This window comes from Amycolatopsis ruanii (assembly GCF_003385175.1).
Lineage (GTDB): Bacteria > Actinomycetota > Actinomycetes > Mycobacteriales > Pseudonocardiaceae > Amycolatopsis_E > Amycolatopsis_E thermalba.
The window spans coordinates 33,403-59,058 of sequence record NZ_PQHY01000039.1 but is presented as its reverse complement, the minus strand read 5'-3'; the positions used below and the strand labels follow the sequence as shown (position 1 = coordinate 59,058).

Here is a 25,656-nt window from a genome sequence, read left to right as displayed (position 1 = left end):
CTCCGGTGACAACCGCTTCTCACTCTTACGTGGAGTCACAGCCCCAGATGTCATCACTCACAGTGCCCATCCCGCCGGACCTCAGCCCGGCGTGTCGGGCCAGAAACACCGATCTTGAAACAGTCCCCCCGTCGTCGACCTCGATCCAGATCTCGCGGGCGGCGGGTCGTGAGGTGCGGGCGGAGACGGCTTTCATCCGGTTGGTTTTCGACGGTGAGGGTCGCACTGTCTTGGTCCAGCCGGACTTGCAGATCGTGTCGTCGATGCAATCCTGGGTGACGTCGGAGTTGATGGCGCCCGGTGCGCAGGGCGGGTCGGGCAGCGGCTGGCCGTCACGGGAGCCGACGGTGCAGCTGCCCGACGCGGGCATTGCCGCGTTCGGATCACCGGCCGGGAGCCCACCCGCCGCCTCCGGCGCCGTCGTCTTGGCCGGTGGCGGCGGGCTGAGCCAGGGGCTTGCAGCCCGACACGACGGCCACAGCGGCGATTGCGACGGCCACGGGTGCCACCGTGCGGAAGCGGTAGCTGGTCACGTTCGGGACGAGCAGCTACCACCACTCATCTGGGGGCTTCGGGCTGGTGAGCCTGGGCCGCGGCGCTGAGCATGACAGACAAGGCGGTGCTGGTTCCGCCGGTCGAGCTGATGGCGCCTCGGCTTGACGGGGGCTGGAGGCGCCGGATAACGCGAGGCCGGACCATCAAGTCGGTGACGTGCGATCACAAGCCAGTGGCTCCCCCACCCGGAGCGGGTGGGGGAGCCACTGGAAAGAAGAACAGCAGGTGCTCAGACCAGGCGCACCAGGTCGGCCTGCGGGCCCTTGGCGCCCTGGCTGACCTCGTAGGACACCGCCTGGGCCTCCTCGAGGGAGCGGAAGCCGCCGCCTTCGATCGCCGAGTAGTGCACAAACACGTCCGGGCTGCCATCGGCGGGGGCAATGAAGCCGAAGCCCTTTTCCGAGTTGAACCACTTCACGGTTCCGTTGGTCATGTCTTCTCCTTCTGGGAGCTGGGATGACGGGCCACCGCACTCTGCGAAGACCCGGGCCGGGGGATCTCAGACGGCGGCTTACTCCAGCTACAACCGAAGAAAGAAGCTCGCCCGCATCAACATCCTGCGAGCGTGCACAAACACGAACCCAAGAATTACAACGACCACCAATGACCTTACACGCCTGGAGTGGGCACCATCCCGCAGGGTCACGCAAGAGATCTGGTGGACGACCGGCGGCTGGTGCCCGGCGGCGCCAATCTCCCTGCCAACGGCGCGGGGCGACACGGCGAGCAGGCACGGAAGGTCTGCGCAACTAGCGTGCGGTGAGCCCGCAGGCGAGGGTGACGGTGGTGCCGTGCTCGGTGCCGGTGATGCTGGCGTGGTCGGCGAGCGCATCGATGAGGGCCAGGCCGCGGCCCCCGTCGGGGCCAGGCCCGGCAGCCGGCGGTTGCCACTGGCCATGGTCGGTGACCGTGATCTGCAGGGCGCCATCGTCCTGGCGGGCGTGCAGCGCGACGATGCCGGTAGCGCCTTCGGGGTAGGCGTGCTCGATGGCGTTGGCCAGTGCCTCATGGACAGCGAGCTCGACATCGGCGGTGAGCTGCGGTGGCACCCCGTGGACGTCGGCCCAGCGGCGCACGGCGTGGCGCAGGCCGGGCACCTCAGCCGCCCGGGCCGGTCGGCGCGCACGCAGGTCCCGGGACCGGTCTTCTCCGACGTCCTGGGGCATGCACGCTATACCCCCGAAGGAGGCGAGGTATTCACCCACAAGGTCTTCGGCGAGGCGGGTCAGGGCCGATGGGCTCCGACCAGGCGGAGTGCGAATTCGCTGTACTGCCACACCACGGCGTCCTCCGGGTGCTCGCCGTCGGCGCGGTACCAGACCGCGACGCCCATGCCGAGGTCGAGGATCGCGTAGGAGGCCAGGCGCACCGAGTCGACCCGGAAGACCCCGGCGTCGACCCCGGCCTGCACGACCGCCCGGAAGCACGCCTCGTACTCGGCGCGCAGGTCGAGGACGCGGCTGCGGTGCGGTTCGGTCAGGCCGCGGATCTCCCGGGTGCCCACGAACGCTTCGAGCCGGTGCCGCGCGTGGTAGCGGACGTGGGCCTCGGTCGCCCGCCGCAGCCGCTCGACCGGGTCGGTCACGTTCGCCACGGCCGTCCGGTGCGCGGCGAGCAGGTTCTCCATCGTCGCGACCATGATCCGCGCAAGCAGGTCTTGTTTGGAGGCGACGTGCTTGTACAGGCTGGGGGCGCGCATGCCGACCGCCGCGCCGATGTCGCTCATCGTCGTGGCCTCGAAGCCCTTGCGGGTGAACAGCTCGAGTGCGGCGTCTCGGATGTCACCGAGCCGGTCCACGGGCACCTCCCTCCGCCGGGCTAACAAATCATAGCCGAGTGAGCCGACGCACCTTCCTGCCAACCGGGCAGGGCCTATAGTTTCGGCTAATGGTCATTAGCCGAGTGGAGGTGCCATGGCTGTCGACCTCGCACAGGGGCCGGACGTCGCCGAACTGGCGCGGCGCACCGCGGAGTTCGTGCGCGAGCACGTGATTCCGGTCGAGGAGGAGCACGACGGCGTCGTGCCCTCCGACGACGTGCGCGTGCGGCTGCAGCGTGCGGCGAAGGAGGCGGGGGTGTTCACCCCGCACGTGGGCGCCGAGTTCGGCGGGCACGGGCTGGACATGCGCGGGCGGGCCGCGGTGTTCGAGGAGGCCGGATACTCGCTGCTGGGCCCGCTCGCGTTGAACATCGCCGCGCCCGACGAGGGCAACATGCACATGCTGGAGGCCATCGCGACCTCCGAGCAGAAGGAGCGCTACCTGCGCCCCCTCGCGAGCGGGGAGGTCCGGTCCTGCTTCGCGATGACCGAGCCGGCGCCCGGCGCGGGGTCCGATCCGGCGGCGCTGACGACCCGGGCGGAGCGGGTGGACGGCGGCTGGCGCATCAACGGCCGCAAGTGGTTCATCACCGGGGCCGAGGGGGCCGGGTTCACGATCTGCATGGCCCGCACCTCCGGCGAGCCTGGCGACGCGGGCGGCGCGACGATGTTCCTGGTCGACGAGGACAACCCGGGACTGCGGGTGGCCAGGCACATCGAGACCCTGGACGAGAGCCTCTACGGCGGGCACATCGAGCTGGAGTTCGACGACTGCGTGGTGCCCGACGAGGCGGTGCTCGGCGAGGTCGACCAGGGCTTCCGCTACGCGCAGGTCCGGCTCGGCCCGGCGCGGATGACGCACTGCATGCGCTGGCTGGGCATCGCCCGGCGCGCCCAGGACATCGCGGTGGCACGCGCGGCGGAGCGGCGGCTGTTCGGCTCCCGCCTCGGCGACCTGGGCATGGTGCAGCAGATGATCGCCGACAACGAGATCGACATCGCGGCCTCGCGTGGGCTGCTGCTGCGTGCCTGCTGGGAGCTGGACCAGGGCGAGCACGCGTCGCAGTCCACCTCGATCGCCAAGACCTTCTGCGCCGAGGCGATCTGGCGCGTCGTCGACCGGTCCATCCAGATCTGCGGTTCCCTCGGCGTCTCCGGCGACCTGCTGCTCGGCCGGTTCCTGCGCGAGGTCCGGCCGTTCCGCATCTACGACGGGCCGTCGGAGACCCACCGCTGGGCCATCGCGCGCCGGGTGCTGCGCAGGCACGAGAGGATCCAGAGTGGACGGTCTTGACCTCCCCGCGCTCGACGAGTTCTTCGCCCGCAACGTGCCGGGCTTCGCCGGGAGCCTGTCCGCCGAGATGCTGCAGGGCGGCCGGTCGAACCTGACCTACCTGCTCACCGACGGGCGCACGCGCTGGGTGCTGCGCCGTCCGCCGCTGGGCGGGCTCACGCCCTCGGCGCACGACATGGGCCGCGAGTACCGGGTGGTGGCCGCGCTGCGGGACTCCGGCGTGCCGGTGGCGCGCGCCGTCGCACTCGCCGATGCCGACGTGCTCGGAGTGCCGTTCTCGGTGGTGGAGCACGTCGACGGCGTCGGTCTCGCGCCAGCTCGCGCCGGCACCGCCGGCCGCCTCCGGCACGGCGAGCGCGGCGCACCCGATCTCGCCGGCGAGCAGGGTCCACAGCTCACGGTCCGTGGTCTCGGCGGATTCGGTCCTCGCCAGCACCGCGTCCCACGGACTGCGTTTCTCCAGCAGAGCACGCACGCTCGCCCGCAGGTCCTCCTCGATCTCGGAGTACAGCAGGTTACCGGTACGCGGTGTCGCATCGGTCATCGCGGCAGGTCCTTCCACGCGGTGTCCTTGTCCACTCTCGGTTCGGCAGGCAGTCCGAGCACACGTTCGGCGATGATGTTGCGCATGATCTCCGAGGTGCCACCCTCGATCGAGTTGCCCTTCGCCCGGAGGAACCGCCACCCGGCGGGACTCTCGGCAGGTGAGACGAGCACCGGCCGCCGCGTCGTGTAATCGGTGTAGCGCGATCCCTCCGCGCCGAGCAGATCCAGCTCCAGCGACGAGATCTGCTGGTTGAGACGGGCGTAGGTGAGCTTCGCGCCGGACCCCTCCGGGCCCGGCATTCCCGCAGCCTGTTGCTGCCGCAACCGTTCGGCGGTCAGACGGGCCACCTCGGCCTCCACCCAGAACCGGGTCACCTGGTCGAACGCACCCGGCGTGCGCACGTCCGGGCGCTCCCGCCAGACGCGCAGCAGTTCACCGATCGCGCCGCTCTCCCGCGGGATGGTGCCCGCCCCGATCGTGACCCGCTGTTCATCAACGTGTTCTGGGTGACCGCCCAGCCCTGGCCGACCTCGCCCAGCCGTTGCTCGTCCGGGATCCGGACGCCGTCGAGGTAGACCTCGTTGAACTCGCTCTCCCCCGTGATCCGCCGCAAGGGCCGCACATCGACGCCCGGCGCGTGCATGTCGCACACGAAAAACGTCAGTCCACGGTGCTTCGGCTGACCGGGATCAGTGCGGGCGACCAGGATCGCCCAGGCTGCTTCGTGGGCCAGCGAGGTCCACACCTTCTGCCCGTTCACCACCCAGTCGTCCCCGTCCCGCTTGGCGCTGGTGGCGACGTTCGCCAGGTCCGATCCGGCGCCGGGCTCGCTGAAGAGCTGACGCCAGATCTCCTCGCCCGTCCACAACGGGCGCAGCCACCGTCGCTGCTGTTCGGGTGTCCCGAACCGCAGGATCGTCGGAGCGGCCATGCCGAGACCGATGATGTTGAGGTGTGGCCGGTTGCCAGGCGCACCGGCCTCCGCGAAGATCGTGTCCACGTCCTGCTGGAGAGCCGGATCGGCGCCGAGACCGCCGAGGCCTTCCGGGTAGTGCACCCATGCCAGGCCGGCGTCGAACCGGGCGCGGAGGAACTCCAGCCGGTCCGTGATCGCCGGATCGTGGCCGGACAGGAACTCGCGTACCCGGGACGCGACACCGTTCGCGTCCAGGCCGGGGGTCGTCGCGGTTGTGGTTCTCACCGGTCGCCCTTCTCGTGTGAGGTGCCGTACCCGCGGTGCGTCGGGCACCGCGTCCGGTATGACGCTACGGAAACGGCGTCCGCCCCGGATGTCGCAATGCGCGACAACGTGGCGGACGCCGGAAACGAACCGATCAAGCCGGGTTGGCGAACCGCTTGCGCAGGAACTCGCCGATCCGTTCGGTGGACGCCTGCGCCTCGGGCAGGAAGTTGAAGATCGGCCAGATGTGCACCAGGCCTTCGCCGATCTCCAGCTCCGCTTCCCCGCCGGCCGCGCGGACCTTGTCCACCAACCGCACCGAATCGTCGTGCAGACCCTCGTCGGTGCCGACGAGCACCCGGAGCGGGGGGAGCCCGCTCAGGTCGGCGTACAGCGGTGAGGCGAGCGGGTTCTTGGGGTCCACCCCGCCCCGGTACGCGCCGCCCATGGCTTCGACCAGTGTCTTGGCCGGCAACGGGTCGAGGTGGGCCCGGTCGGTGAGCGAGGCTCCCTCGCCCGCCAGGTCCACCAGCGGCGAGCACACGACCGCCGCATTCGGCAGCGGGCCGCCATCGTCGCGCAGCTTGACCAGGGCCGAGACCACGAGTCCGCCACCGGCCGAGTCGCCCACGAGAGCCACCCGCCGCACGCCCTCCTGCTCGCGCGCCCACCGGTAAGCGGCGACGACGTCATCCACCGGCGCCGGGAACGGGTTCTCCGGCGCCAGGCGGTAGTCGACGACCAGCACGCGGGCGTCGGCCGACGCGGAGATCCGGTACCCGAACTCCCGGTAGCCCTTGGCGTTGCCCATGCACCAGCCACCGCCGTGCACCAGGACGACCACCTGGTCGCGGGCCGTGCCCGGCGCGCTCACCCAGATGGCGGCCGCGCCGCCGGCGTCGACCTCCTCGACCTCGGCATCCCCTGGCAGTTCGAAGTTGGCCAAAACCTCGTCGTAGAGCCTGCGGTAGTCGTCCATTGTGGCCTCTGGCTCCGAGACCAGGTGCGCCAGCAACGTGCGGGCGCGACCCACCTCGGAACTCGCCATGAAATCTCTCCTGTTCGATCGTCGTTGATCGGTCACATCTTTTTCGAGCGCCGGCTTGACCTCGCGGGTGACCAGCTCGCAACCCTCCGCGGCGGTCTCGCCGCACAGCCCGCCGTACTGGAACACCGAAATGACCTCGTACTCACCGACGACGGCCTTGCGCTCCTCGTGCTTGGCGATCTGCTCGTCGGGAGTGCCCCAGATCCGCGCGTTGACGTCGGCGCCGCAGACGGTAGCCCTTGGTGTGCTCGAAGTGCCGCCCGCCGAACTCGTAGTGCTCCAGGCAGGCCAGGTAGTAGCTCACGCAGGCCTGGTAGGCGACGCGCAGGGCCTCGGCGGAGTCGCGGTGGCAGTAGGTCAGGTCGATCATCAGCGGCGGCGGGGCCTCACCACCGTGGGTGTCGCGGTAGGTCTTGCGGTACTCCTCGATCATCGGCATGTGCATGGTCTCCAGCGGCCCCTGGATGAACGCCATCATGGGCAGCCCCAGCTTGCCGGCGACCACCGCCGAGTCGGGGCTCATCGCGACCATGGTCGTGCGGCCCTTGAAGCTCCCCAATGGACGCGGGTGGATCGGCACCTTGGCCTGCGGGTAGTACTTGCCGTCGTTTTCGACGAAGCCGTCCTCGAGACCGCATGACCATCTCGGCAGCCTCGTCGAACCGCTCGCGCGACTCGCCCATCTCGAGGCCGAAGCCCTCGTACTCACGCCGGGCGAGACCGCGTCCCATGCCGAAGAGCGCGCGTCCGTCGGACAGGTTGTCCAGCAGCGCGATCTTCTCCACGACGCGAAGCGGATCGTTCCACGGCAGGATCACCGCGGTGGTGTGCAGTTTCGCGTTCTTGGTGCGGCCGGCGAGGTAGGAGAGGAACTGGGTGTTGTCCGGGCACATCGAGCAACCGGGGTCGAAGTGGTGCTCGACGCACCCGATGCTGTAGTAGCCGTCCTGGTCGGCACGCACGGACAGCTCGATCTGGTCCTTGAAGACGTCGTAGTCCGACCGCGCGTTGTTGTAGTTCTGGATCAGGTTGGTCATATGAACCTTCAGGTGTCCTCCTCGTCACGTTTCCGACGACGCTCGCCGGCTTCTCCGGTAGAAATACGACCGTGGTCCGCCACGGCGGGTGCGGTCGCGGTGGGAGCTCCACCGGCGACCCGGCCGTGTGATCGTTGTGACACGGCAGCGGTGCACAGGAACAGAGTCGCAGTGCGACGGGTGCGCAGTTGTCGCAAACCGCTACAGTCCCGGTGGGACGAACTTTTATCTTCAGAGCGCAGCGAAACCGGCCCGAGACGTTCGTCTCGGGCCGGTTTCGTGGAGCTGCGGTGAGTCAGGCCTTTTCGAAGTGGGCGATGTCGAGGATCTGGCCGGTGCGCTCCTCGGCCCACACGGCTCGCACGCGCGTCCCCGGAGGCAGCTGCTCTCGCACACCACTCGAGTCGGACAGATCGAGCCCCTGGACGTAGTGCATCAGCAGTGTGCTCGCGCCCTCCAGCCGGATACCGGCGATGGCGTACGGCGGCGTCGGGCCGCCGCGGAAGCTCTGCCAGGCAACCGGGAACGCCTCCACCACCCCTTCCGGGGGCAGTTCCAGCCAATCTCCGGTGCGCACGAAAAACGACTCGCAGTAGGCCTGCGGGGGCACGAACACCCGGGAGCAATCCGGGCAGCGGTTGGCCAGGATCTTGCGTTCGGTCAGCCCGGTCATGAACCGGCCCCAGGTGGCGCCGAGGTGGACGTCGTAGTTGGGGTCCCAGTGGACCCGCTGGGTGGTGATGGTCATGCGCGTTCCTGCCTCTCCAGGATGGCCAGGTTCTCGAACTGGAAGAACGTTCCGCCGGTGCCGTGTGCGAGCCCCCTCCGGGCCCCGGGTACCTGCATCGCCTCCGGGGCGTCGCCCATCAACTGCAAGGCGACGTAGACGTACGGGGCGAGTTCGCCGGCAACGCCGGCGTTGGTGCACAGCGGCCCGCCAGACAGGTTGACCGGAAGGTCGCCGTCGATCCGCGTCGCACCGGAGCGGATCAGATCGATCCCGCCGCCGGGCGGCGCGAACCCGAGCGCCTCCAGTTGCATCGGCTGCATCGGCGCGTACGGGGAGAACACCTCGACGACGTCGATCTCCTCCCGCGGGTTGCGCACATCGGCCAGCTGGTAGACCTTCTGCGCGAGGATCGCGAGGTTCTCCATCGCGGCGAAGTCGTTCTTGCCGCCACCGAGGTAGGGGTCGCTGCTGGTCGCCATCGCCCGGATGAGCACGGGCACCGGCCGCAGGCCCGCGGCCCCCGACTCCGACGTGACGAGCAGCGCGTTGGCCGAGGTCGAGACCGGGCACACCATCGCCATCGTCATCGGACTCGACAGCGGCTTCGCCGAGACCACGTCCTCGACGGTCAGGGTGTTGCGCAGGTGGGCGTAGGGGTTGCGTGAGGCGTGCTCGTGGTCCTGCACGGCGCTAACCGCGAAATCCTCGACGGTGGCGCCGAACCGCTCGGCGTAGGCGCTCGGGTAGAACGCCCCCATGTGGTAGGCACCCATCCCCAGCGGCTGCTCGACAACCATGGGCGAGTTCGTGTTGATCGCCGACTGCAGGTCCTCGGCGCCGAAGAACGTCGGTCCGCCGACGCAGAGCACCCGTTGCCGGTCTCCCGAGCGCACCTGCCGGGCGGCGATCTGCATGAGGTTGCCGCCCGTTGTGCCGCCGGTGTTGACGATCGACACCGGCAGTTCGGTTCCGAGCCCCAGCCGCCGGACGACGTGCTTGGCCCCGAGGACGGTGCCCTCGAACCCGTCGATGTTGCCGATCACGATGCCGTCGAGCGAGGACGGGGCGGCGCCCGAGTGTTCTAGCGCGGCCCAGACGGCTTCCTGGACCAGCTCGAGGGATGACGATCGCTGTTTGCGCGGCGAAGTCGCCGGGGTGATCCCGGCGCCCGCGATCAGGGCCCGTGTGGCCATCAGACTCCCTCCACGACGAGAACGGTCGCAGTGTCCGCGACGGTGCCGGTGAGCAGGTCGGTCGAGTGCGAGACCGCCTGCCCGCCGCGCTCTTCCACCCAGGACACCGCTTCGAGCAACCGCAGCGCCCCGTTGGCCACGCCGGGGAACGAGCTCAGGGCCCCGCCCGAGGGCGCCACCTCGACGTCGCCCTTGGCCGGCCCGAGGGCGTCCAGGGTGGGGGCCAGCAACGCCGGCGTCGCGGCGGTCAGCTCCACCGCACCCACCTGTTCGCCCGGCTCGGTCACCCCGGCGCGCTGGTAGGCCTCCTGCGCCGCCCGCCGGGCGGCGACCGCGGGATCGTGCAACCACTGCCCGCTCGCCGTGGTGTCGCGGGTGGACTGGCCCCAGCCGGTCAGCACAGCGCGTGGGCGTAGCGCCCGGCGCGCCCGCGCGAGCGAGCCGAGGACCACGGCGACCGCCCCGGTGGACTCCGCAGGCAGCATCAGTTCGCGCAACACGCCGTTCACCGGCGCGGATGCGAGGACCTCGCTGGCGGTCACCGCGGATCGGCGAGCCGCATGAGCACGTGCCGAACCGCGGGTGATGGCGGCGGCGGCGATCTCGGCGAGCTGCTCCTCGGTCAGCTCCCCCGAATCCACCACACGGCCGGCGTGCAGGCCCAGCACCGTTTCCGCCGACAGCCCCACCGGACGGTCGAAGTGCGGCTCGAACCCGTGGTTGGAGATCTGCTGCAGGAACGCGCGCCGGTCCGGCGCCGACACCTCCGGGTTGTGCACCCCGACGGCCAGCGCCAGATCGGCGTCACCCGCCGCGATCGTCTGCGCCGCCGCGATGATCGCCTGCCCCGCGTCGCCCTCGATGCGGTAGGACTGGGCGAGGTACCCACCCGAGGCGGCGTTGGTCAGCCCGCTGGAGATGCTGTGCCCGTCGTAGATGTCCAGTGACGCGGTGACCGACAAACCGAGTTCGTGCTTGCGGATCCCGGCTTCCCGCAACGCCTGGAAGACGGCGTCGAAGACGAGCTCGTCGAGGCCGGCGTCAGATTCGGGCACCAGGGGGGTTGCGGCCAGCCCCAGGACCGGGATCGGGTCCTGGGCGGCTGCGGAGGGGTTCAGCCGTGTCACATCGCCACCCCTCCATCGACCGGCAGGACGACGCCTGTCACGTAGGAAGCCTGCTCCGAAGCCAGGAACGCCACGGCCGGAGCCATCTCGGCCGGTTCGGCGAACCGGCCGAGCGGCACCGACGCCGTCATCTCGGCGAGGCGCTCGGGCGGGATCGCCGCGACCATCGACGTGGACGCGTTCGGCGAGATCGCGTTGACGGTGATGCCGAAGCGCGCGACCTCCTTGGCGACCGTCTTGGTGAAGGCGATGATCCCGCCCTTGGCGGCCGCGTAGTTGGCCTGCCCGACGTTGCCGTGCATGCCGGTGTAGGAGGTCACGTTGATGATCCGGCCGGCACCGGCGGCACGCATGTGCGGGATCACCGCCCGAGTGACCGCGAAGGTGCCGCCCAGGTGCACGTCGAGCACCGCCTGCCACTGCTCGGCGGACAGCTTCCAGACGCGGCGTCCCGCGTGATGCCCGCGTTGTTCACGGCGACATCGACCCCGCCCGCCCAGTCCACGATCCCGGCGACGGCGTCGACGACCGCGTCGGCATCGGCGACGTCCACGGCGGCCTGCCGCACGTTGTCCACGCCGTCCCAGGCCGCCTTCAGCTGCGCCGAATCGCGGTCGAGGACCGAGACCTTCGCACCGGCGGTGGCGAAGTAACGAGCGATCTCGAAGCCGATCCCCTGGGCGCCGCCGGTCACCAGGACGCTGGCCCCGGTGAAGTCCGCGTTGATCTTCCCCGTACCCATCAGAGCCTCTCGATGATCGTCGCGTTGGCCATCCCGCCGCCCTCGCACATCGTCTGCAACCCGTAGCGGCCACCGGTCGCCTCGAGGTGGTTGACCAGCGTGGCCAGCAGGCGGACACCCGAGGCGCCGAGCGCGTGCCCGAGTGCGATGGCCCCGCCGCGCGGGTTGAGCTTCTCCGGATCCGCCTGCAGCTCGTGCTGCCAGGCCAGCGGCACCGGCGCAAAAGCTTCGTTGACCTCGTAGGCATCGATGTCCTCGATCGACATCCCCGCCCGCGCCAGCACCTTGTGCGTGGCGGGGATGACCCCGGTGAGCATGAACAGCGGGTCGCTTCCCGCCACGGCGAATTCGTGGAACCGCGCACGCGGCCGCAGCCCGAGCTGGTCGGCGCGCTCCTCGCTCATGATCAGCACGGCCGAGGCCGCGTCGGTCAGCGGGGAGGAGTTGCCCGGCGTGATGCGCCATTCGATCTCCGGGAACCGCCGCCCCAGCTCCTCGTCGACGAAGGACGGCTTCAGCCCGGCCAGGCTCTCCACCGTGGTCGACGCCCGCAGGGTCTGGTCGGTGTCGTGCACACCGCCGTCAACCTCGATCGGCACGATCTCCTGGGCGAACCCGCCCTCAGCGGTGACCTGCGCCGCGCGCTGGTGGGACCGCGCCGAGTAGGCGTCGAGCGTCTCCCGGTCGAACTTCCACTTCGCCGAGATCAGCTCGGCCGAGACGCCCTGCCCGATCAGGCCCTCGGGGTAGCGGGCGGCGAGCGGCGCGGTCGGGTGCTGGTCCACCGAGCTGTACCCCATCGGCACCCGGCTCATCGACTCGACACCGCACGCCAGGACGATGTCGTACGCCCCGGCCATCACGCCCTGCGCCGCGAAGTGCACGGCCTGCTGGCTCGATCCACACTGCCGGTCCACGGTCGTGCCGGGGACCGACTCCGGAATCCCCGCCGCGAGGACGGCGTTTCGCGCGATGTTCAGCGCCTGGTCCCCCGCCTGGGACACGCAGCCCGCGATCACGTCGTCGATGCTCGCCGGGTCCACGTCCGTGCGCGCGAGCAACGCGCGCAGGGTGTCGGCGAGGAGGCTGACGGGGTGCGCTCGACAACGCGCCCCCGGGCTTGCCTTTGCCCGACGCCGTACGCACGACGTCGACGATCACTGCTGACCTCATATGGCGACTGCTCCCGTTCGTCAGGGTCGGTGAGGGGCTCTCCCGTGGCCCTGACCGTAGGAGAAGACGAAGCCCGTGAGTTGTCGCAAGGTGCTACAAGACCGAGTGCACTGTCCCGAAATGCGACATTCCCCCGGTCCGTCCCCGATGCATGGTCTACCCACCCCACCGAGACCACGGGACCGAAAGGGCGGACATGTCCACAGCAGCGACCAGCACCGGAGTCGAGAGACGGCAAGTACGCAAGGTAGCCGCGGCGGCACTCACCGCCAGCACTCTCGAGTGGTACGACTTCTACATCTACGGCACCGCCGCCGCACTGGTCTTCGGGCCGCACTTCTTCTCCGGCATCGGGGCCGCGGCCGGCACCCTTGCCGCCATGGCGACCTTCGGAGTCGGGTTCATCTTCCGGCCCGTCGGCGGTCTGCTCTTCGGCCACTTCGGAGACCGGCTCGGACGGAAGCGCCTCCTGGTGATCGCCATGATGCTGATGGGATCTCGACGTTCCTGATCGGGCTCCTGCCGGGCTACGCGACGATAGGGATCGCCTCACCGCTGTTGCTGGTGCTCCTGCGGGTGCTGCAGGGCGTCGCGGTCGGTGGCCAGTACGGCGGTGCCATCCTGCTGGTGACCGAGAGCGCGCCCGCCCACCGCCGGGGTTTCTACGGCAGCTTCGCCCACATCGGTCCCTCGCTCGCGGTGATCGTGTCCAATGTGGTGTTCCTCGTGGTCGCCAACCTGGTCTCGCCGGCCGCGTTCGCCTCGTGGGGCTGGCGGATCCCGTTCCTGTTGAGCGCCGTGGTCATCGCCGCGGGCCTGATCATCCAGCTGCGAGTCACCGAGACCGCCGATTTCCAGCGCCTCCAGGAGGAACAGACGGCGAAAACGAGTGCGCCGGAGAAGCGACGCTCGCCGCTCCTCGTCGCGCTGCGCACGCACCCCAAGGAAATCCTGCAGGCCGGCGGGATGATCCTGCTCATCCAGGTCTACTACTACATCCTGATCGTCTTTTCGATCTCGTACACGACCGGCCGGGGTATGAGCAAGTCGGAGATCCTCATCCTCGTCCTGCTCTCCAGCGCGGTGACCGTCGTCAGCATTCCCCTGTTCGCCGCACTGTCTGACCGGATCGGCCGGAAAAAGGTCATCATCGCCGCGACGGTCCTGAGCATCGCCTCCGTGATCCCGTTCGTGACACTGCTGGAGACGCTGCAGACCGTGCCGACCCTGATCGGGCTCCTGATCCCCGGTCTGGCGCTGGGCGCCATGTACGGTCCGATGGCGGCGTTCTACAGCGAGATGTTCAGCACCGGTGTCCGCTACTCCGGCGCCTGGACGGGCTACCAGCTCGGCGCCGTCGTCGGTGGCGGGTTCGCCCCGCTGATCGCCTCCGCGCTGCTCGAAGGCACCGGCTCACTGTGGGCGGTCGGCGGGTACATCATCGCGGCCGGAGTGCTCAGCCTCGTCGCCGTGGCGACCACGAAGGACCGCTACCGCCCCGCCCGCTGAACGCTTGGACGCTCCTCGCCGGCTTCCTCACACCTCCGCGAGCGACTCGGACCCCATCTCGGTGAGCTGGTGAACGATCTCCCGCGGGCTGCGTTCACCCACCTGCTTCTGCAGCAGCGGTGTCCGGTCGAGCACGAAATCGCGGACGGGGCGGAGTGCCCTGGGGATGTGGTGGAACACCTGCCCGAGCACGTAGGCCTGCTGGACCTGGGCTGTCGTGTGCCGGATGCGCCCCCGCTCGTAGGCGAGGAGCGCAGCGCGGACGGCCGCGGTGTCGCCGAGATCCACGTGCTTGAGCTTCTTGGCGAGGACGTAGGCGTCGGTGATGGCCATGCCGGCGCCGTAGGCGGCGTAGGGCGAGGTCGGGTGTGCCGCGTCGCCGGCGAGGGTGATGCGGCCCTTCGACCACTGCTTGAGCGGCTTGCGGTCGCGGATGATCCAGCGCTGCAGGTTGCCGGGCGGCGTCGCGGCGATGATGTCGCGCAGGGACGCGGGGAATTCGGCCGTGATGGTTTTCGCGTGGGCGAGCAGGTCGGTGGGCGCCGGAGCGTCGGGGTCGGCGGCTTCGACGATCCACCACTGGTATCCATCGCGGCCGCAGTCGCGGATCGAGGAGTAGCTGCCCTGGACCCAGTTGCCGTGCATGATCGGGTTCTCGCCGGGGGTGGCGGTCGGCGGGAGCTCGTAGGTGAAGCCACCGATCGCATGCAGCCGGTGTTGCCGTTTGGGCGAGTCGCCCCACAAGGCCTTGCGGACAACCGAGTCGATGCCGTCGGCGCCGATCAACACGGGCGTCTCGATCACCTCGCCGTCGGCGAAGGTCACCGCGACGCCGTCGCCGTGGTCGCGCAGCGCTGTCACCGTCCGGTTCGGCTGGACGACGCCGTCCGGCATGGCGGCCAGCATCCGTTCGAAGAGAACGGGCCTGAGCAGGCCGATGAACCCGCCGTGGTACTCGGCGAGCACGTCCTGCGGCAGCCGCACCTCGGCTCGCACGTGCCCGGTGTAGGCGTTGCGGAACGAGCTGCGGCACGGTGCGCCGAGGTCTTCCACGTCCACGCCCATCTCGGCCAGCGCGCGAATGGGCGGGGGCCACAGGTTCAGGATGTTGCCCGCGGGACGCGCCTCGGGGTAGCGCTCGTACAGCCGGACGTCGATGCCGACCTTGCTCAGTGCGAGCGCGCTCGCCATGCCGGCGGGTCCGCAGCCAACGATGACAACCGGGTTTGGCATGTGTTTCTCCTCGTTGAGTTTCCTCGCCACCCACGACGGTGGGCGCAGCTACAGCGGTGCCATCGCCGCCATCGTCACCTCGAAGGCAACGGCGTCGGGATCGATGTCCAGCGAGTGGTCCTGCTCCCATCGGCCGATCTGCTCCGAGCCCTGCACGATGGTCCGGCACCGCTCGAACCGCCGGGCCATGAAGTTGGCGAGAACCTGCTCGGCGGGGATGTCCCTGGCCACTTCCTCGGCCAGGACCACGCCGTCTTCGATGGCTTGCGCGCCACCCTGCCCGCACTGCGGGGACGTGCCGTGCGCGGCGTCGCCGATCAACAGGACCCGCCCGCGGTACCAGGGCGGCGGCACCAGGACCGTGTCGATCGGCCGGTACACCACGTCCGCGTCGTTGGTCACCAGCTCGCGGTGCTCGGCGATCGGGCCGCCGTACTCGGCCAGGCGCTCCCGGTACACCCTGGCAAGCCCCTCCCGCGGCAGCCGGACCGGTCGCCCGGCGGGCGCCTTCTCGATGGTCAGCATGTACATCAGGTCCGGCCCTAGGGGGCAGAACCCGGCCGATCCCGCCGACCCGCGATAGATCGACAGCCGGTCGAGTTCCGGGATGCGCGGCAGGTTGATCCGCCAGCCCACCTCGCCGGTGAACTTCGCCTGGTATTGCGTGCCGAACACCATGTCGCGGATCTGCGAGTAGAGCCCGTCGGCGCCGACGAGGAGGTCGTAGGACCGTTCGTGCCCGTCGCTGAACTCCACGTCGACGCCGGATTCCCGCTGCCGCAGAGCGGTCACGACGACACCGGTCCGGACCTCCGCCCCCGACTCGCGCACCGCGTGCACGAGGATCGAGTGGAACCGGGTCCGGGTGATGCCGTTCGCCGGGGGAAGCCCAGGCAGCAGCGCCGGGAACGCGTCGTCGTGCAACGGGGTCACGCCGTCGGCGAGCCAGCTGCGCTGACCGAGGATGGGGTGCCCCAGGGCGACGCACTCCTCGGCCACGCCGAGTTCGGCCAGTGCCCGCAGCGCGTTGCCCGGCTGGATGATCCCGACGCCGTAGACGTCCCACGCCGGGTTGCGCTCGATGAGGTCGACCTCGACCCCGTGGCGGCGCAGCGCGATCGACGCCGACAGCCCGCCGATACCGGCCCCCACCACCAAGACCCGGCCGATCGCGCTCATCGCCGGCTCGTCTCCACCGCACCGAAGAACTCGCGGCGCTGCGCCATGGCCTCCTTCTCCTGCGCGGCGGCCGTTTCGTCCGCGGCGGGCCAGGCCTCGTGGAAGCCGGGCGGGGGCGTGACGTTGCGGTAGATGCTCGCCCCAGGGTTACCGCGCGCGGCCTGGTAGGTGGTGGCCTCCCAGTCGGGCATCGTGTTCACCCAACCACCGGAGTTGATCTCCATCCGGAACCCGCCGGGCTCCCGCACGTAGAGGTAGGTGATCTCGTCGATGCCGTGGATGCCGGGGCCGAACTCGATCGGGGTGCCGTTGGCCAGGAAGACCTCCGCGGCGCGTTCGACGTCGAGCCGCTGGTCGACGCGGAAGGCGATGTGGTGGGCGCGACCGGTCACCCCGCTGAAATCGGGCACGAGCGCCATGTCGTGGGTCGAGCGGATGCCGTTGCAGGTCAGCGTGGAGAACACGGAGAACCCGGGTTCGGCCTCGGTCTGCGCGGTGTGGCGCGCGCCGAGCTGCTTGTAGAACTCGATGTCCCCGCGCATGTTCGCCGTCGGCATGGTGACGTGGTCGAGGTAGCGGGCGCCGATGCCACGGCCGGAGTAGCGCTGCGGCCGGTTGGGGATGGCCGGGTCGCGCTCCTCGGGCGGGGCCTGGTAGCGGTCGACCTCCCAGAACACCTCGTGCAACTGCCGGCCGTGCGGGGCGCGGTACTGGTAGGTGGCACCGTGACCGGTCCAGTCGTCGACCCAGCCGACGGCCTCCTCGGTACCGCCCAGGCGCTGGGCGACGATCTCCGGGTCACCCGGTCCGTAGGTGCGCCACCCTATGCGGCCGACGCCCGGTTCGCGGCCCTCGGTGACGATGAGGCTGGAGTGCAGCCACTCCGCCCAGCCGCGCAGGTACACCGACTGGCCCTCGCGGGTGGTCTCCTCCAGGCCGAAGACCTCCTTCATCCACTGGACCGTCTCGTCGGGCTTGGGACTGATCAGCTCGACGTGCGCGAGCTGGGACAACAGGATTTCGGACATGGGCCCTCCTCGGCTCATGGATGGGGTGGGGTCAAGCGCGGCAGCGCAGCGGCCGGCCGCCGTTGTAGGCGACCATGGCCCGCAGCGCGGCGTGGAAGTCGACCGCGCCGCCGGTGTCCTCGGCGTAGGCGCGGTGCAGGTTGCCGACGATGCGTTCGGCGTCGGTCCAGGACGCGAAGCGCCCCAGATCCGTCTGCCGGGCCAGGTCCAGCGGGGACAGGCCGGCTGCCTGTCCCTCCGCGGCGACGTCGAGCACGAAACGCAGGTAGGCCACGACTTCGGCGATCACCTCGGGACCGCAGACCGGTCCGTGGCCGGGCACGATCCTGCGCGCGCCGAGCGGGGCCACGAACTCCTCGAGCACGGCGATGGTGCCGCGCACCGACCCGGACAGCGCGAACGGGGTGCCGCCGTTGAACAGCAGGTCGCCGGCGAACAGCACCGACCGGTCCGGGATCCACACGACCACGTCGTTGGTGGTGTGCGCGGTCCGGCCCGGATGTATCACCTCGCACCGCAACTCGTCGGCCCACAGCGTGATCCGGTCGGTGAAGGTCAGCTGCGGCAGCGCGAGTTCCAGGTCGCCGTAGTCCACATCGGACCAGATTCCGTCGTTCGCGGGCAGGCCCAGCACCCGCATCTCGGGCCGGGCCTGCTCGTGGGCGACGATCGTGGCGGTGGGGAACAGGCCGTTGCCCGCCGTGTGATCGGGATGGTGGTGGGTGTTGACCAGTGTCCGGACCGGAGCGTCGGTCAGCCCGGCGATGGCGGCGAGCGCGGCGCGGGTGCGGCGCTCGGTCGCGCAGGCGTCGATGGCGACCACTCCGGAGCGGCCGACCACAAATCCGGTGTTGTTGATCATCCAGCTGCCATCGGGCTGGACGAAGGCGTAGATCCCGTCCGAGATCTCCTCCATGTGACCGCCGCTCACGTCGGCACCTCCTGGGTCCCCGGGAGCGACCCCAGGAGAGCGCGAGCGTTGCCGGACCGGATCGCCTCGGCGGCCTTGGGCGGCAGGCAGGCGTGCGTGAGCCGGTCCAGCGGGTCGGTGATCCCCATGTCGAACGGGTAGTCGGTGCCGAGCAGGACGCGGTCCGGCCCGACGGCGGTGACCAGCGCGCGCAGCGTGTCCGGGGTGTAGACGAGCGCGTCGAACCACATGCGGCGCAGGTAGCTGCTCGGCTGGTGCGCGCAGGTGCGCGACTCCGGGCGGACTCGCCAAGCGTGGTCGCCGCGGCCCAGGTAGCCCGGCAGGTAGCCGCCGCCGTGGGCGGCGAGGATCTTCAACCGGGGATGGCGGTCCAGCAGTCCCGAGAAGACGATGCGGGACAACGCGATCGTGGTTTCGGCCGGTTGCCCGACGATGTTGGACAGGTACGCGGTGGCCAGGCGCTCGCCGAGGGTGCATCCCCAAGGGTGTACGAACACGACCGCTCCCAGCGCTTCCGCGCGTGCCCAGAAGGCCGCCAGCGACTCATCGGACAGTTCCCGGCCGGCCACGTGCGTCGAGACCTCCACCCCGCGCAGGCCGTCGGCCACGGCCCGGTCCAGCACCTCCACTGCGAGGTCCGGATGCTGCAACGGCACCGTGCCCAGCCCGACCAGCCGGTCGGGCGCGGCGGCGCAGTGCTCGAGCACCCCCTCGTTGGTGAGCGCGCTGAACTTCACTGCCAGGTCGCGGCCGGCCCAGTAGTGGTGCAGCGGCATCGGGCTCACCAACTGCACGTCGACGCCGGCGTCGTCCATGGCGGCGAGGCGCGCGGCCGGATCGGTCAGGGCGGGCAACAGCCGCGTCATCTGATCGCGGTTGACGGCGGCCGACGCGGCATCCGCGCCTCCGGCGTCGGCGGCCCGTTCGGCTGCCAGTCCGGGTTCATTCGCGAGCAGCGCTTCCGCCGCACTGACGAGGACGTGGGCGTGCACATCCACGACGCGGCTCATCGTGGCTCCTCAACGCAGCGATTGTGCTGGGCTCCGATGCCCGAGATGGCCGCCTCCAGGACATCACCCGGCCGCAGCCAGCGCTGCCACGCGCCACCGTTGCCCGCCGGGCTTCCGGTGAGCAGCAGATCGCCGGGGTACAACGTCGTCGCCGCCGAGGCGGCCACGATCAACGCCGCCACGTCGAACAGCAGGTTCGCGGCGACGTCGGCCTGCTTGCGCTCGCCGTTGAGGTCCAGCGTCAGCTCCAGGCGACGGTAGTCCGGCACGAGATCGGCCGGCACGATGAACGGCCCCAGCGGCAGGAACGTGGGGCGGTTCTTGGCGCGTAGCCAGTCCCCGCCCAGTGGCCGGTGCTCCGCCGGGAACTGCAGGTCCCGCGCGCTGATGTCGTTGACGACGGTGTACCCGGCCACGTGGTCCATCGCCCGCTCGCGCGGCACGCGGCGCGCGGTGGCGCCGATGACGACCGCGAGCTCGACCTCCCAGTCGACCTGCCGGGACTCGGCGGGCAGGAGCACGTCGTCGTCCGGCCCGCAGATCGCGGCCGGCAGGCCGGTGAAGAAGAACGGGCTGCCGGTACGCACCTTGGCGTCCATCATCTCCTCGGCGTCCCGGCGCAGCTCCTCCTCGCTCCGGGTGTCGCCCGGGTCGCGGCCGGACACGACGATCTCGGCCACGTGGGCGCGGTAGTTGGCGCCTGCCTGGATGATCTGCCACGGCTCCACCGGCGCCAGCACCGTCAGCGCGTCGAGGGGGACCCCGCCCGGCGGCCGGGCGAGTTCCGCCAGCCGGGGACGTACGCGCGCCCAGTCCTCCAGCAGTCCCCGGACGGTGGCGTTCTCCTTGGCCCACTCCTCGGTGTCCAGGCGCCGCACCCGGTCCCCGGACACGAGCCCGGCGAAGGTGTCCACGCCATCGGAGAAGGTGCCGAGCGCGTACCCGTTGACCCATCGCTTCATCGCGTCTGCCTCATGGACAGCGACGCTAACGACGAGGAGCGGCCGGGCGGAAATACCTTGCGTGGATACCAGCTATCCGACGACGGCGACCAGTTGCTCCCGCAGCCACCGGTGCCCGGGGTCGCTGTTGCGGCGGGAGTGCCAGTACGCCGACTCCCGCACCGCACGGATCTCGAACTCCGGCTCGAGCAGGACGATCCCGGCGGCATCGGCGACCTGGCGCCCGAGCCGTTCCGGGATGATCGTCACCAGACCGGTGCCGGCGAGCAGGAACGGCATCGTGACGAAGCTGATCGCCGTGGCCTCCACCCGGCGGGAGATCCCGGCCTTGTCGAGATCCTCCTCGATCAGGCTGAACCCGTCAGGTGGCGCGAAGGCGAGGTAGGGGTGTTCGGCCAGCGCCGCCGCCGGCAGCGACCCTCCCGCCAGGGGATGTCCCCGCCAGACCGCGCCCACGAACCGGTCGGCCAGGACCGGCACGCTCGCGCAGTCGCCGAGGCGCTCCCCCTCGGCCAGCGACTCCGGCAGGATCGCCAGGTCGATCTCGTCGCGTTCGAGCAGCCGCAGGAAGTGACCTGAGATCTGCGCCAGTTCCAGGCTCAGGTTCGGCGCGAGGCCGCCGATGCGGCCCAGCAGCGGCCGGATCAGCATCATGCCGACGTAGTCGCTGGCGATCACGCCGAAGGTCCGGCGGTCGTGCGCCGGATCGAACCCCGGTGGCTTCACGATGCTCTGCTCGATGGTGGCCAGCACGTCGCGAACCGGGTCGACCAGCGCCTCGGCCCGCGGGGTCAGCTGCAGGTACCGCCCGTGCTTGACGAGCAACGGGTCCCCCAGCACCTTGCGCAACCGCGCCAGCGCGGTACTGGTGGCCGGCTGCGACATGTGCAAACGCTCGGCGGCACGGGTGACGTTCTGCTCGCGCAACAGCGCGTCGAGGACCACCAGGAGGTTGAGGTCCACCTGTCCCAGGTTCACTCGCGTCACCCTCCCTGCGCCGTCGCCACGCGACCGATCCTAACGACGATCCATTCACCGGGCCGATACCTGCCAACCACGCTCTGCATTTCCGCCGGATCCGGTGGCGTCCCTAGCATCGCGGCAGATCCGCGAAGGAGGCGTGATGAGATTCGCCCGGCACCGGACGGATCAGGGCCCCAGACTCGCCGTGCTCGACGATGAGGACGCCCTGATCGATCTGGACACCGAACCCGACCTGCCCGCACTCCTGGCCCACGACGGCAGGCTGCGGTCCGCGGGCGAGGTCGCGCTGCGCACCCGGAGGCGTGTCACCCCCTGGGCTGGCGCGGACCTGATGGCGCCGCTGGACCCACCGACCGTTCGCGACTTCTCCACCTTCCCCGAGCACACCGCGGGGGTGGTCAAGATGCTCGACCCCGATGCCGAAATTCCGGCGGAGTTCTGGGAAATCCCGGCGTTCTACTTCTCCAACCCCTACGCCACCGTCGGCCCGCACGACGACGTGGAAATCCCACCCGGATGCGCGCTGTTCGACTTCGAACTGGAAGTCGCGGCGGTGGTCGGCGCTGCCGGCCGGGACCTCGGCGTCGAGGACGCCGCGGACCATCTCGCCGGGTTCGTCGTCCTCAACGACTTCTCCGCCCGCGACGTGCAGTTCCACGAGATGCGGATGCGGCTGGGACCGGCCAAGGGCAAGGACACCGCGACCGCGCTCGGCGCCGTGTTCGTGACGGCCGACGAGCTGGCGGACCGGCGGTCCGGACCCTCCTACGACCTGGCGATGGAGGTCCGGGTCAACGGCGAGCTGATCGGGCAGGACCGGCTGGACAACATGGCCTGGAGCTTCGCCGCGCTGGCTACCTACGCCTCGCGGGGCACCTGGATCCGCCCCGGCGACCTGCTCGGCTCGGGAACCTGCCAGGGCGGGTGCCTGGCCGAGCTGTGGGGCCGGCACGGGCGCGACCACCTCCCACCACTGCGCCCCGGCGATGTCGTGACGACCAGCGTGGAACTGCTGGGCGGGACGCGGAACCGGGTGGTGCCGGGACCGCCGCGCCACGAGATCCTGCCCTGGCGGCGCCCGTGAAGCGCGTCCTCGTCACCGACCACCCGTGGCCGTCCCTCGACCTCGAGTCGCAGATCGTCGCCGCGACCGGCGCCGAGGTCGTCGACGCAAGCGGCGATCCCGCGGAGATCGCCCGCCTGGCCACCGGCGCGGACGCGATCCTGACCTGCTTCGCGAAGATCCCCGCCGACGTGCTCGACGCGGCCCGGCGCTGTCTCACCGTGGCCCGTTACGGCGTCGGCGTGGACAACATCGACGTCGCCCGTGCCACCGAGCTGGGCATGGTGGTCAGCAACGTGCCCGACTACTGCTCCGACGAAGTCGCCGACCACACACTGCTGCTCATCCTCGCCCTCGCGCGGCGGCTCGTGCCGCACACCCGGCTGCTGGGCCACGGCGGCTGGGACGTCACCGGCACCGGCACGCCGAGCCGGCTGCGCGGCAAGGTTCTCGGCCTCGTTGGGCTCGGCACCATCGGACGCGCACTCGTCCCCCGGGCACTGGCCGTCGGCCTGCAGGTCCTGACCTGGAGCCGGACCGACCGAGCAGTGCCGGGAACCGAACCGGCCGCGTCGCTGGAGGAACTGCTGGCCGCCAGCGACATCGTGTCGCTGCACGTACCGGCCACCCCACAGACGCGAGGCATGATCGGCGCCGCCGAACTGGCGAAGATGAAACCCACCGCGTGGCTGGTCAACACCGCACGCGGCTCGCTCGTCGACACCGACGCCCTGGTGTCCGCGTTGCGCGACCGGGTCATCGCCGCCGCCGCGCTGGACGTCACCGACCCCGAGCCCCTCCCGCCCCACCATCCACTCCGGACCCGCGACGACGTGGTCCTCACCCCGCACGTCGCGTTCAACTCCGACGGCTCACTGGCCGACCTGGCCCGAACCGCCGCCACCAACGTCGCCGACGTCCTGACCGGACTCGTCCCAGCCACGGTGGTCAACCCCGAAGTCCTGTCCAGCACGGCCCTGAGGATGCGATGATCGCCGAACACCTGGTGCGGCGCGGCCTCGCCACCCGCACCGAAACCCTCGACGTGCGGCCCCTGACCGGCGGGGTGTCCAACGACGTCTTCGCCGCCACCGGCCCCGGCGTCGACGTCGTCGTCAAACGCGCGCTGCGACGGCTGCGGGTCGCACAGACCTGGACCGCCGACCCCGCGCGCATCACCACCGAAGGCCGCGCCCTGCGGCTGGCCGGGCGCATCACCCCCGGCGCGGTCCCCCGCGTGCTCGACCTCGACGACGGCTACCTGGTCATCAGCCGCGCTCCCCGCACCTGGCACACCTGGAAGGATGAACTGCTCGCCGGCACCGTCCGACCGTCCGTCGCCGGAGAGCTGGGGCACCTGCTCGGCCGCTGGCAACGGGAGACAGCCGCGATGCCGGGCGTGCTGCACGACTTCGCCGACCGGACCGTCTTCACCCAGCTGCGGGTCGACCCGTTCCACCGCGCCATCCGGCGCCGCCACCCCGACCTCGCCGGGCCGATCGACACCACCCTGTCGGTGATGGCCGAGACCACGACCTGCCTGGTGCACGGCGATTACACACCGAAGAACGTGCTCGTCGATCCCGATGGCCACCAGCTGTGGGTCATCGACTGGGAGGTCGCCCACGCCGGCGACCCCACCTTCGATCCCGCCTGGACGGTCGGCCACCTGCTGCTCAAATCACTGCACCGGCCCACGGCCGCCCCCGCCTGCGCCGCGGCCGCGCACGAGTTCCTGGACGCGCTCGAAGTGCCCCTCGACGAGAACCAGCTGATCCGCCAGACCGGCTGCCTCGTGCTCAGCCGGGTCGACGGCACCAGTCCCGTGGACTACCTGGCGCCCACAGCCCGGGATCGCGCGCGGGCGCTCGGCCGCCGTCTCCTGCTCGACCCGCCCGACGTGGTGACCGACATCTGGAAGGACCTGACGTGAGTGACACCGCCATCAGCGCCGTGCGGGCGTGGGAGGCCCTCGACTCCCGCGGCAAGCCGACGGTCGGCTGCGAGGTGCGCCTGGAAGGCGGGGCACGTGGGGAGACCACCGTCCCCTCCGGTGCGTCCACCGGTCGCCACGAGGCCCGCGAGCTGCGCGACGGCGGAATCCGGTACGGCGGTCAGGGCGTTCGCGGAGCGGTCAGCGCCGTGTCCGGGGAGCTCTTCGGCGCCGTACGCGGTCTGGACGCCACCGCCCAGAGCAGCGTGGACCAGGCGCTGCGCAGCGCGGACGGCACCACCGACCTCGGCCGGCTCGGCGCGAACGCCATCCTCGCCGTCTCGGTCGCCACCGCACTCGCCGCGGCCGACGCGGGCGGCCTGCCCCTCTACCGCGCCGTCGCCGACGACGACGCCACTCCCCTGCTGCCGCTGCCCATGGTTAACATCATCTCCGGCGGCGCCCACGCCGGCCGCGCGATCGACGTCCAGGACTTCCTCGCCGTGCCCGTCGGCGCGCGCTCGTTCGCCGAAGCCCTCGAATGGTGCTCGCGGGTGCGGGCCGCCACCGCCGACGTCCTCACCGCTCGCGGCACGTCACCCGCGCTCGTGGCCGACGAAGGCGGGCTCGGTCCGGTCCTGCCGACCAACCGGGCCGCGCTGGACCTGCTGACCGCCGGGATCGAACGCGCCCGGCTGCGCCCCGGCGACGACATCGGGATCGCCATCGATGTCGCCGCCACCCAGTTCTTCACCGGCGACCGCTACCGGCTCGCCGCCGAGGACCGCGACCTCACCGCCCACGAGTTGATCGATGAGCTGGCCGGCTGGTGCGACCACTATCCCATCGTGTCCATCGAGGACGCTCTCGCGGAGGACGACTGGACGGGCTGGCGCGACGCCACCCAGCGCCTGGCCGGCCGCCAACTCCTCGGCGACGACCTGTTCGTCACCGATCTCGCCCGCCTCGACCGCGGCGTGCGTGGCCAGGTCGCCAACGCCGTGCTGGTGAAGCCCAACCAGACCGGCACACTCACCGCCGCCCGCGCCGTCGTCCGCCACGCCCAGGACAACGGCTACACCACCGTGCTGTCCGCACGCTCCGGCGAAACCGAGGACAACTGGCTGGCCGACCTCGCCGTGGGCTGGCGCACCGGCCAGATCAAGGTCGGCTCCATCACCCGATCCGAACGCACCGCCAAGTGGAACCGCCTGTTACGCCTGGAAACCGAACTGGGCGAGGACGCCGACTACGCCGGCGCCACCGCGCTTCGCGCGAGCGCCCGTACCACACTTGACGGTGCACGACGCACCTGACGAGCGTCGTTGAGTTCGCACAGCGCTGGTGGCACCCCGGCCAGACCGGGGTGCCACCAGGCA

At 70.6% G+C, this 25,656-nt stretch carries 22 protein-coding genes and 6 pseudogenes; 8 read left to right on the top strand and 20 right to left on the bottom strand.

The genetic code is table 11. From position 1 onward, the window contains the following. Positions 1-784 precede the first annotated feature (784 nt). From D0D28_RS21020 to D0D28_RS21010, 3 genes are all read right to left on the bottom strand, one after another. On the bottom strand, positions 785-988 hold the full coding sequence (locus D0D28_RS21020; RefSeq protein ID WP_094005526.1) for a cold-shock protein: 204 nt from the start codon (positions 986-988) through the stop codon (positions 785-787). Between the two features lie 316 nt (positions 989-1,304). Then, positions 1,305-1,721 (bottom strand): ATP-binding protein, encoded by a 417-nt coding sequence (locus D0D28_RS21015; protein ID WP_162831139.1) that lies wholly within the window; start codon positions 1,719-1,721, stop codon positions 1,305-1,307. A gap of 59 nt (positions 1,722-1,780) precedes the next feature. Further along, positions 1,781-2,353 (bottom strand): TetR/AcrR family transcriptional regulator, encoded by a 573-nt coding sequence (locus D0D28_RS21010; RefSeq protein WP_233157268.1) that lies wholly within the window; start codon positions 2,351-2,353, stop codon positions 1,781-1,783. A 115-nt stretch (positions 2,354-2,468) separates the two neighbouring features. Here D0D28_RS21010 and D0D28_RS21005 point away from each other — a divergent pair, with 115 nt between their 5' ends. Continuing rightward, positions 2,469-3,668, top strand: coding sequence for an acyl-CoA dehydrogenase family protein (locus tag D0D28_RS21005; RefSeq protein ID WP_116111705.1), 1,200 nt, complete (start codon positions 2,469-2,471; stop codon positions 3,666-3,668). A gap of 67 nt (positions 3,669-3,735) precedes the next feature. After that, positions 3,736-3,924, top strand: a pseudogene (locus D0D28_RS37505) (phosphotransferase); the annotation flags it as partial. Positions 3,925-3,987: 63 nt separating this feature from the next. Here D0D28_RS37505 and D0D28_RS20995 read toward each other — a convergent pair. From D0D28_RS20995 to D0D28_RS20950, 10 genes and pseudogenes are all read right to left on the bottom strand, one after another. Further along, positions 3,988-4,212 (bottom strand): annotated as a pseudogene (locus tag D0D28_RS20995) (acyl-CoA dehydrogenase family protein); the annotation flags it as partial. Beyond that, positions 4,209-5,416 (bottom strand): annotated as a pseudogene (locus D0D28_RS20990) (acyl-CoA dehydrogenase family protein). The pseudogenes D0D28_RS20990 and D0D28_RS20995, both read right to left, overlap by 4 nt. Positions 5,417-5,549: 133 nt before the next feature. After that, complete coding sequence (locus D0D28_RS20985) at positions 5,550-6,443, bottom strand: alpha/beta hydrolase (RefSeq protein WP_116111704.1); 894 nt, start codon at positions 6,441-6,443, stop codon at positions 5,550-5,552. A gap of 142 nt (positions 6,444-6,585) precedes the next feature. Beyond that, on the bottom strand, positions 6,586-7,023 hold the full coding sequence (locus tag D0D28_RS20980; RefSeq protein WP_162831138.1) for a hypothetical protein: 438 nt from the start codon (positions 7,021-7,023) through the stop codon (positions 6,586-6,588). Positions 7,024-7,087: 64 nt separating this feature from the next. Continuing rightward, positions 7,088-7,480, bottom strand: a pseudogene (locus D0D28_RS37500) (LLM class flavin-dependent oxidoreductase); the annotation flags it as partial. A gap of 295 nt (positions 7,481-7,775) precedes the next feature. Then, entirely contained in the window at positions 7,776-8,228 is a 453-nt protein-coding gene (locus D0D28_RS20970; RefSeq protein ID WP_116111702.1) for a Zn-ribbon domain-containing OB-fold protein, read from the bottom strand. Then, entirely contained in the window at positions 8,225-9,403 is a 1,179-nt protein-coding gene (locus D0D28_RS20965) for a thiolase family protein (RefSeq protein WP_116111701.1), read from the bottom strand. The genes D0D28_RS20970 and D0D28_RS20965 overlap by 4 nt, the downstream gene beginning before the upstream one ends. Beyond that, positions 9,403-10,458, bottom strand: coding sequence for a hypothetical protein (locus tag D0D28_RS20960; protein WP_240323287.1), 1,056 nt, complete (start codon positions 10,456-10,458; stop codon positions 9,403-9,405). The genes D0D28_RS20965 and D0D28_RS20960 overlap by 1 nt, the downstream gene beginning before the upstream one ends. 68 nt (positions 10,459-10,526) lie before the next feature. Further along, positions 10,527-11,272: pseudogene (locus tag D0D28_RS20955) on the bottom strand (SDR family oxidoreductase). Continuing rightward, positions 11,272-12,445, bottom strand: a pseudogene (locus D0D28_RS20950) (thiolase family protein). Before D0D28_RS20950 ends, D0D28_RS20955 begins: the two co-directional pseudogenes overlap by 1 nt. A 196-nt stretch (positions 12,446-12,641) precedes the next feature. On the opposite strand from D0D28_RS20950, the gene D0D28_RS36905 reads away from it, so the two are divergent. After that, the gene (locus D0D28_RS36905) at positions 12,642-12,956 is read left to right on the top strand and encodes an MFS transporter (protein WP_233157266.1); all 315 of its coding nucleotides are present in this window, start codon (positions 12,642-12,644) and stop codon (positions 12,954-12,956) included. A gap of 47 nt (positions 12,957-13,003) precedes the next feature. Next, a complete protein-coding gene (locus tag D0D28_RS20945; RefSeq protein WP_233157265.1) occupies positions 13,004-13,954 on the top strand; it encodes an MFS transporter in 951 nt (316 codons plus the stop codon). Between the two features lie 27 nt (positions 13,955-13,981). Here the strand turns inward: D0D28_RS20945 and D0D28_RS20940 are convergent, their stop codons facing one another. From D0D28_RS20940 to D0D28_RS20910, 7 genes are all read right to left on the bottom strand, one after another. After that, positions 13,982-15,187 carry an FAD-dependent oxidoreductase gene (locus tag D0D28_RS20940; RefSeq protein ID WP_094005523.1) on the bottom strand — a complete coding sequence of 402 codons (1,206 nt, stop codon included), beginning with the start codon at positions 15,185-15,187 and terminating at the stop codon, positions 13,982-13,984. A gap of 48 nt (positions 15,188-15,235) precedes the next feature. After that, on the bottom strand, positions 15,236-16,366 hold the full coding sequence (locus tag D0D28_RS20935) for an FAD-dependent monooxygenase (RefSeq protein ID WP_094005522.1): 1,131 nt from the start codon (positions 16,364-16,366) through the stop codon (positions 15,236-15,238). After that, complete coding sequence (locus D0D28_RS20930) at positions 16,363-17,394, bottom strand: VOC family protein (protein WP_158224429.1); 1,032 nt, start codon at positions 17,392-17,394, stop codon at positions 16,363-16,365. The genes D0D28_RS20935 and D0D28_RS20930 overlap by 4 nt, the downstream gene beginning before the upstream one ends. A 31-nt stretch (positions 17,395-17,425) precedes the next feature. Beyond that, the gene (locus D0D28_RS20925; protein WP_094005520.1) at positions 17,426-18,310 is read right to left on the bottom strand and encodes an MBL fold metallo-hydrolase; all 885 of its coding nucleotides are present in this window, start codon (positions 18,308-18,310) and stop codon (positions 17,426-17,428) included. Positions 18,311-18,321: 11 nt separating this feature from the next. Then, a complete protein-coding gene (locus D0D28_RS20920; RefSeq protein WP_116111699.1) occupies positions 18,322-19,335 on the bottom strand; it encodes an amidohydrolase family protein in 1,014 nt (337 codons plus the stop codon). Next, on the bottom strand, positions 19,332-20,297 hold the full coding sequence (locus D0D28_RS20915; RefSeq protein WP_116111698.1) for a fumarylacetoacetate hydrolase family protein: 966 nt from the start codon (positions 20,295-20,297) through the stop codon (positions 19,332-19,334). Before D0D28_RS20915 ends, D0D28_RS20920 begins: the two co-directional genes overlap by 4 nt. A 72-nt stretch (positions 20,298-20,369) precedes the next feature. Continuing rightward, entirely contained in the window at positions 20,370-21,275 is a 906-nt protein-coding gene (locus tag D0D28_RS20910) for a LysR family transcriptional regulator (protein ID WP_094005517.1), read from the bottom strand. 145 nt (positions 21,276-21,420) lie between these two features. Here D0D28_RS20910 and D0D28_RS20905 point away from each other — a divergent pair, with 145 nt between their 5' ends. From D0D28_RS20905 to eno, 4 genes are read left to right on the top strand one after another with little or no spacing between them, the layout of a single operon-like run. After that, positions 21,421-22,365 carry a fumarylacetoacetate hydrolase family protein gene (locus D0D28_RS20905; RefSeq protein WP_094005516.1) on the top strand — a complete coding sequence of 315 codons (945 nt, stop codon included), beginning with the start codon at positions 21,421-21,423 and terminating at the stop codon, positions 22,363-22,365. Further along, the gene (locus D0D28_RS20900) at positions 22,362-23,336 is read left to right on the top strand and encodes a C-terminal binding protein (RefSeq protein WP_158224428.1); all 975 of its coding nucleotides are present in this window, start codon (positions 22,362-22,364) and stop codon (positions 23,334-23,336) included. The genes D0D28_RS20905 and D0D28_RS20900 overlap by 4 nt, the downstream gene beginning before the upstream one ends. Beyond that, positions 23,333-24,277: a phosphotransferase family protein gene (locus tag D0D28_RS20895; protein ID WP_094005514.1), complete on the top strand. Its 945-nt coding sequence runs from the start codon at positions 23,333-23,335 to the stop codon at positions 24,275-24,277. The genes D0D28_RS20900 and D0D28_RS20895 overlap by 4 nt, the downstream gene beginning before the upstream one ends. Further along, entirely contained in the window at positions 24,274-25,593 is a 1,320-nt protein-coding gene (gene eno, locus D0D28_RS20890) for a phosphopyruvate hydratase (RefSeq protein WP_116111697.1), read from the top strand. The genes D0D28_RS20895 and eno overlap by 4 nt, the downstream gene beginning before the upstream one ends. Positions 25,594-25,656 lie beyond the last annotated feature (63 nt).

Excerpts from the sequence above, each read along its gene's own strand:
- D0D28_RS20985 (WP_116111704.1), bottom strand. The coding sequence starts at position 6,443 with ATGGCGAGTTCCGAGGTGGGTCGCGCCCGCACGTTGCTGGCGCACCTG.
- D0D28_RS20895 (WP_094005514.1), top strand. The coding sequence starts at position 23,333 with ATGATCGCCGAACACCTGGTGCGGCGCGGCCTCGCCACCCGCACCGAA.
- D0D28_RS21005 (WP_116111705.1), top strand. The coding sequence starts at position 2,469 with ATGGCTGTCGACCTCGCACAGGGGCCGGACGTCGCCGAACTGGCGCGG.
- D0D28_RS20970 (WP_116111702.1), bottom strand. The coding sequence starts at position 8,228 with ATGACCATCACCACCCAGCGGGTCCACTGGGACCCCAACTACGACGTC.
- D0D28_RS20925 (WP_094005520.1), bottom strand. The coding sequence starts at position 18,310 with ATGGAGGAGATCTCGGACGGGATCTACGCCTTCGTCCAGCCCGATGGC.
- D0D28_RS20905 (WP_094005516.1), top strand. The coding sequence starts at position 21,421 with ATGAGATTCGCCCGGCACCGGACGGATCAGGGCCCCAGACTCGCCGTG.
- D0D28_RS20915 (WP_116111698.1), bottom strand. The coding sequence starts at position 20,297 with ATGAAGCGATGGGTCAACGGGTACGCGCTCGGCACCTTCTCCGATGGC.
- D0D28_RS36905 (WP_233157266.1), top strand. The coding sequence starts at position 12,642 with ATGTCCACAGCAGCGACCAGCACCGGAGTCGAGAGACGGCAAGTACGC.
- D0D28_RS20930 (WP_158224429.1), bottom strand. The coding sequence starts at position 17,394 with ATGTCCGAAATCCTGTTGTCCCAGCTCGCGCACGTCGAGCTGATCAGT.
- D0D28_RS20935 (WP_094005522.1), bottom strand. The coding sequence starts at position 16,366 with ATGAGCGCGATCGGCCGGGTCTTGGTGGTGGGGGCCGGTATCGGCGGG.
- D0D28_RS20965 (WP_116111701.1), bottom strand. The coding sequence starts at position 9,403 with ATGGCCACACGGGCCCTGATCGCGGGCGCCGGGATCACCCCGGCGACT.
- D0D28_RS21015 (WP_162831139.1), bottom strand. The coding sequence starts at position 1,721 with ATGCCCCAGGACGTCGGAGAAGACCGGTCCCGGGACCTGCGTGCGCGC.
- D0D28_RS20920 (WP_116111699.1), bottom strand. The coding sequence starts at position 19,335 with ATGAGCCGCGTCGTGGATGTGCACGCCCACGTCCTCGTCAGTGCGGCG.
- D0D28_RS21020 (WP_094005526.1), bottom strand. The coding sequence starts at position 988 with ATGACCAACGGAACCGTGAAGTGGTTCAACTCGGAAAAGGGCTTCGGC.
- D0D28_RS20940 (WP_094005523.1), bottom strand. The coding sequence starts at position 15,187 with ATGCCAAACCCGGTTGTCATCGTTGGCTGCGGACCCGCCGGCATGGCG.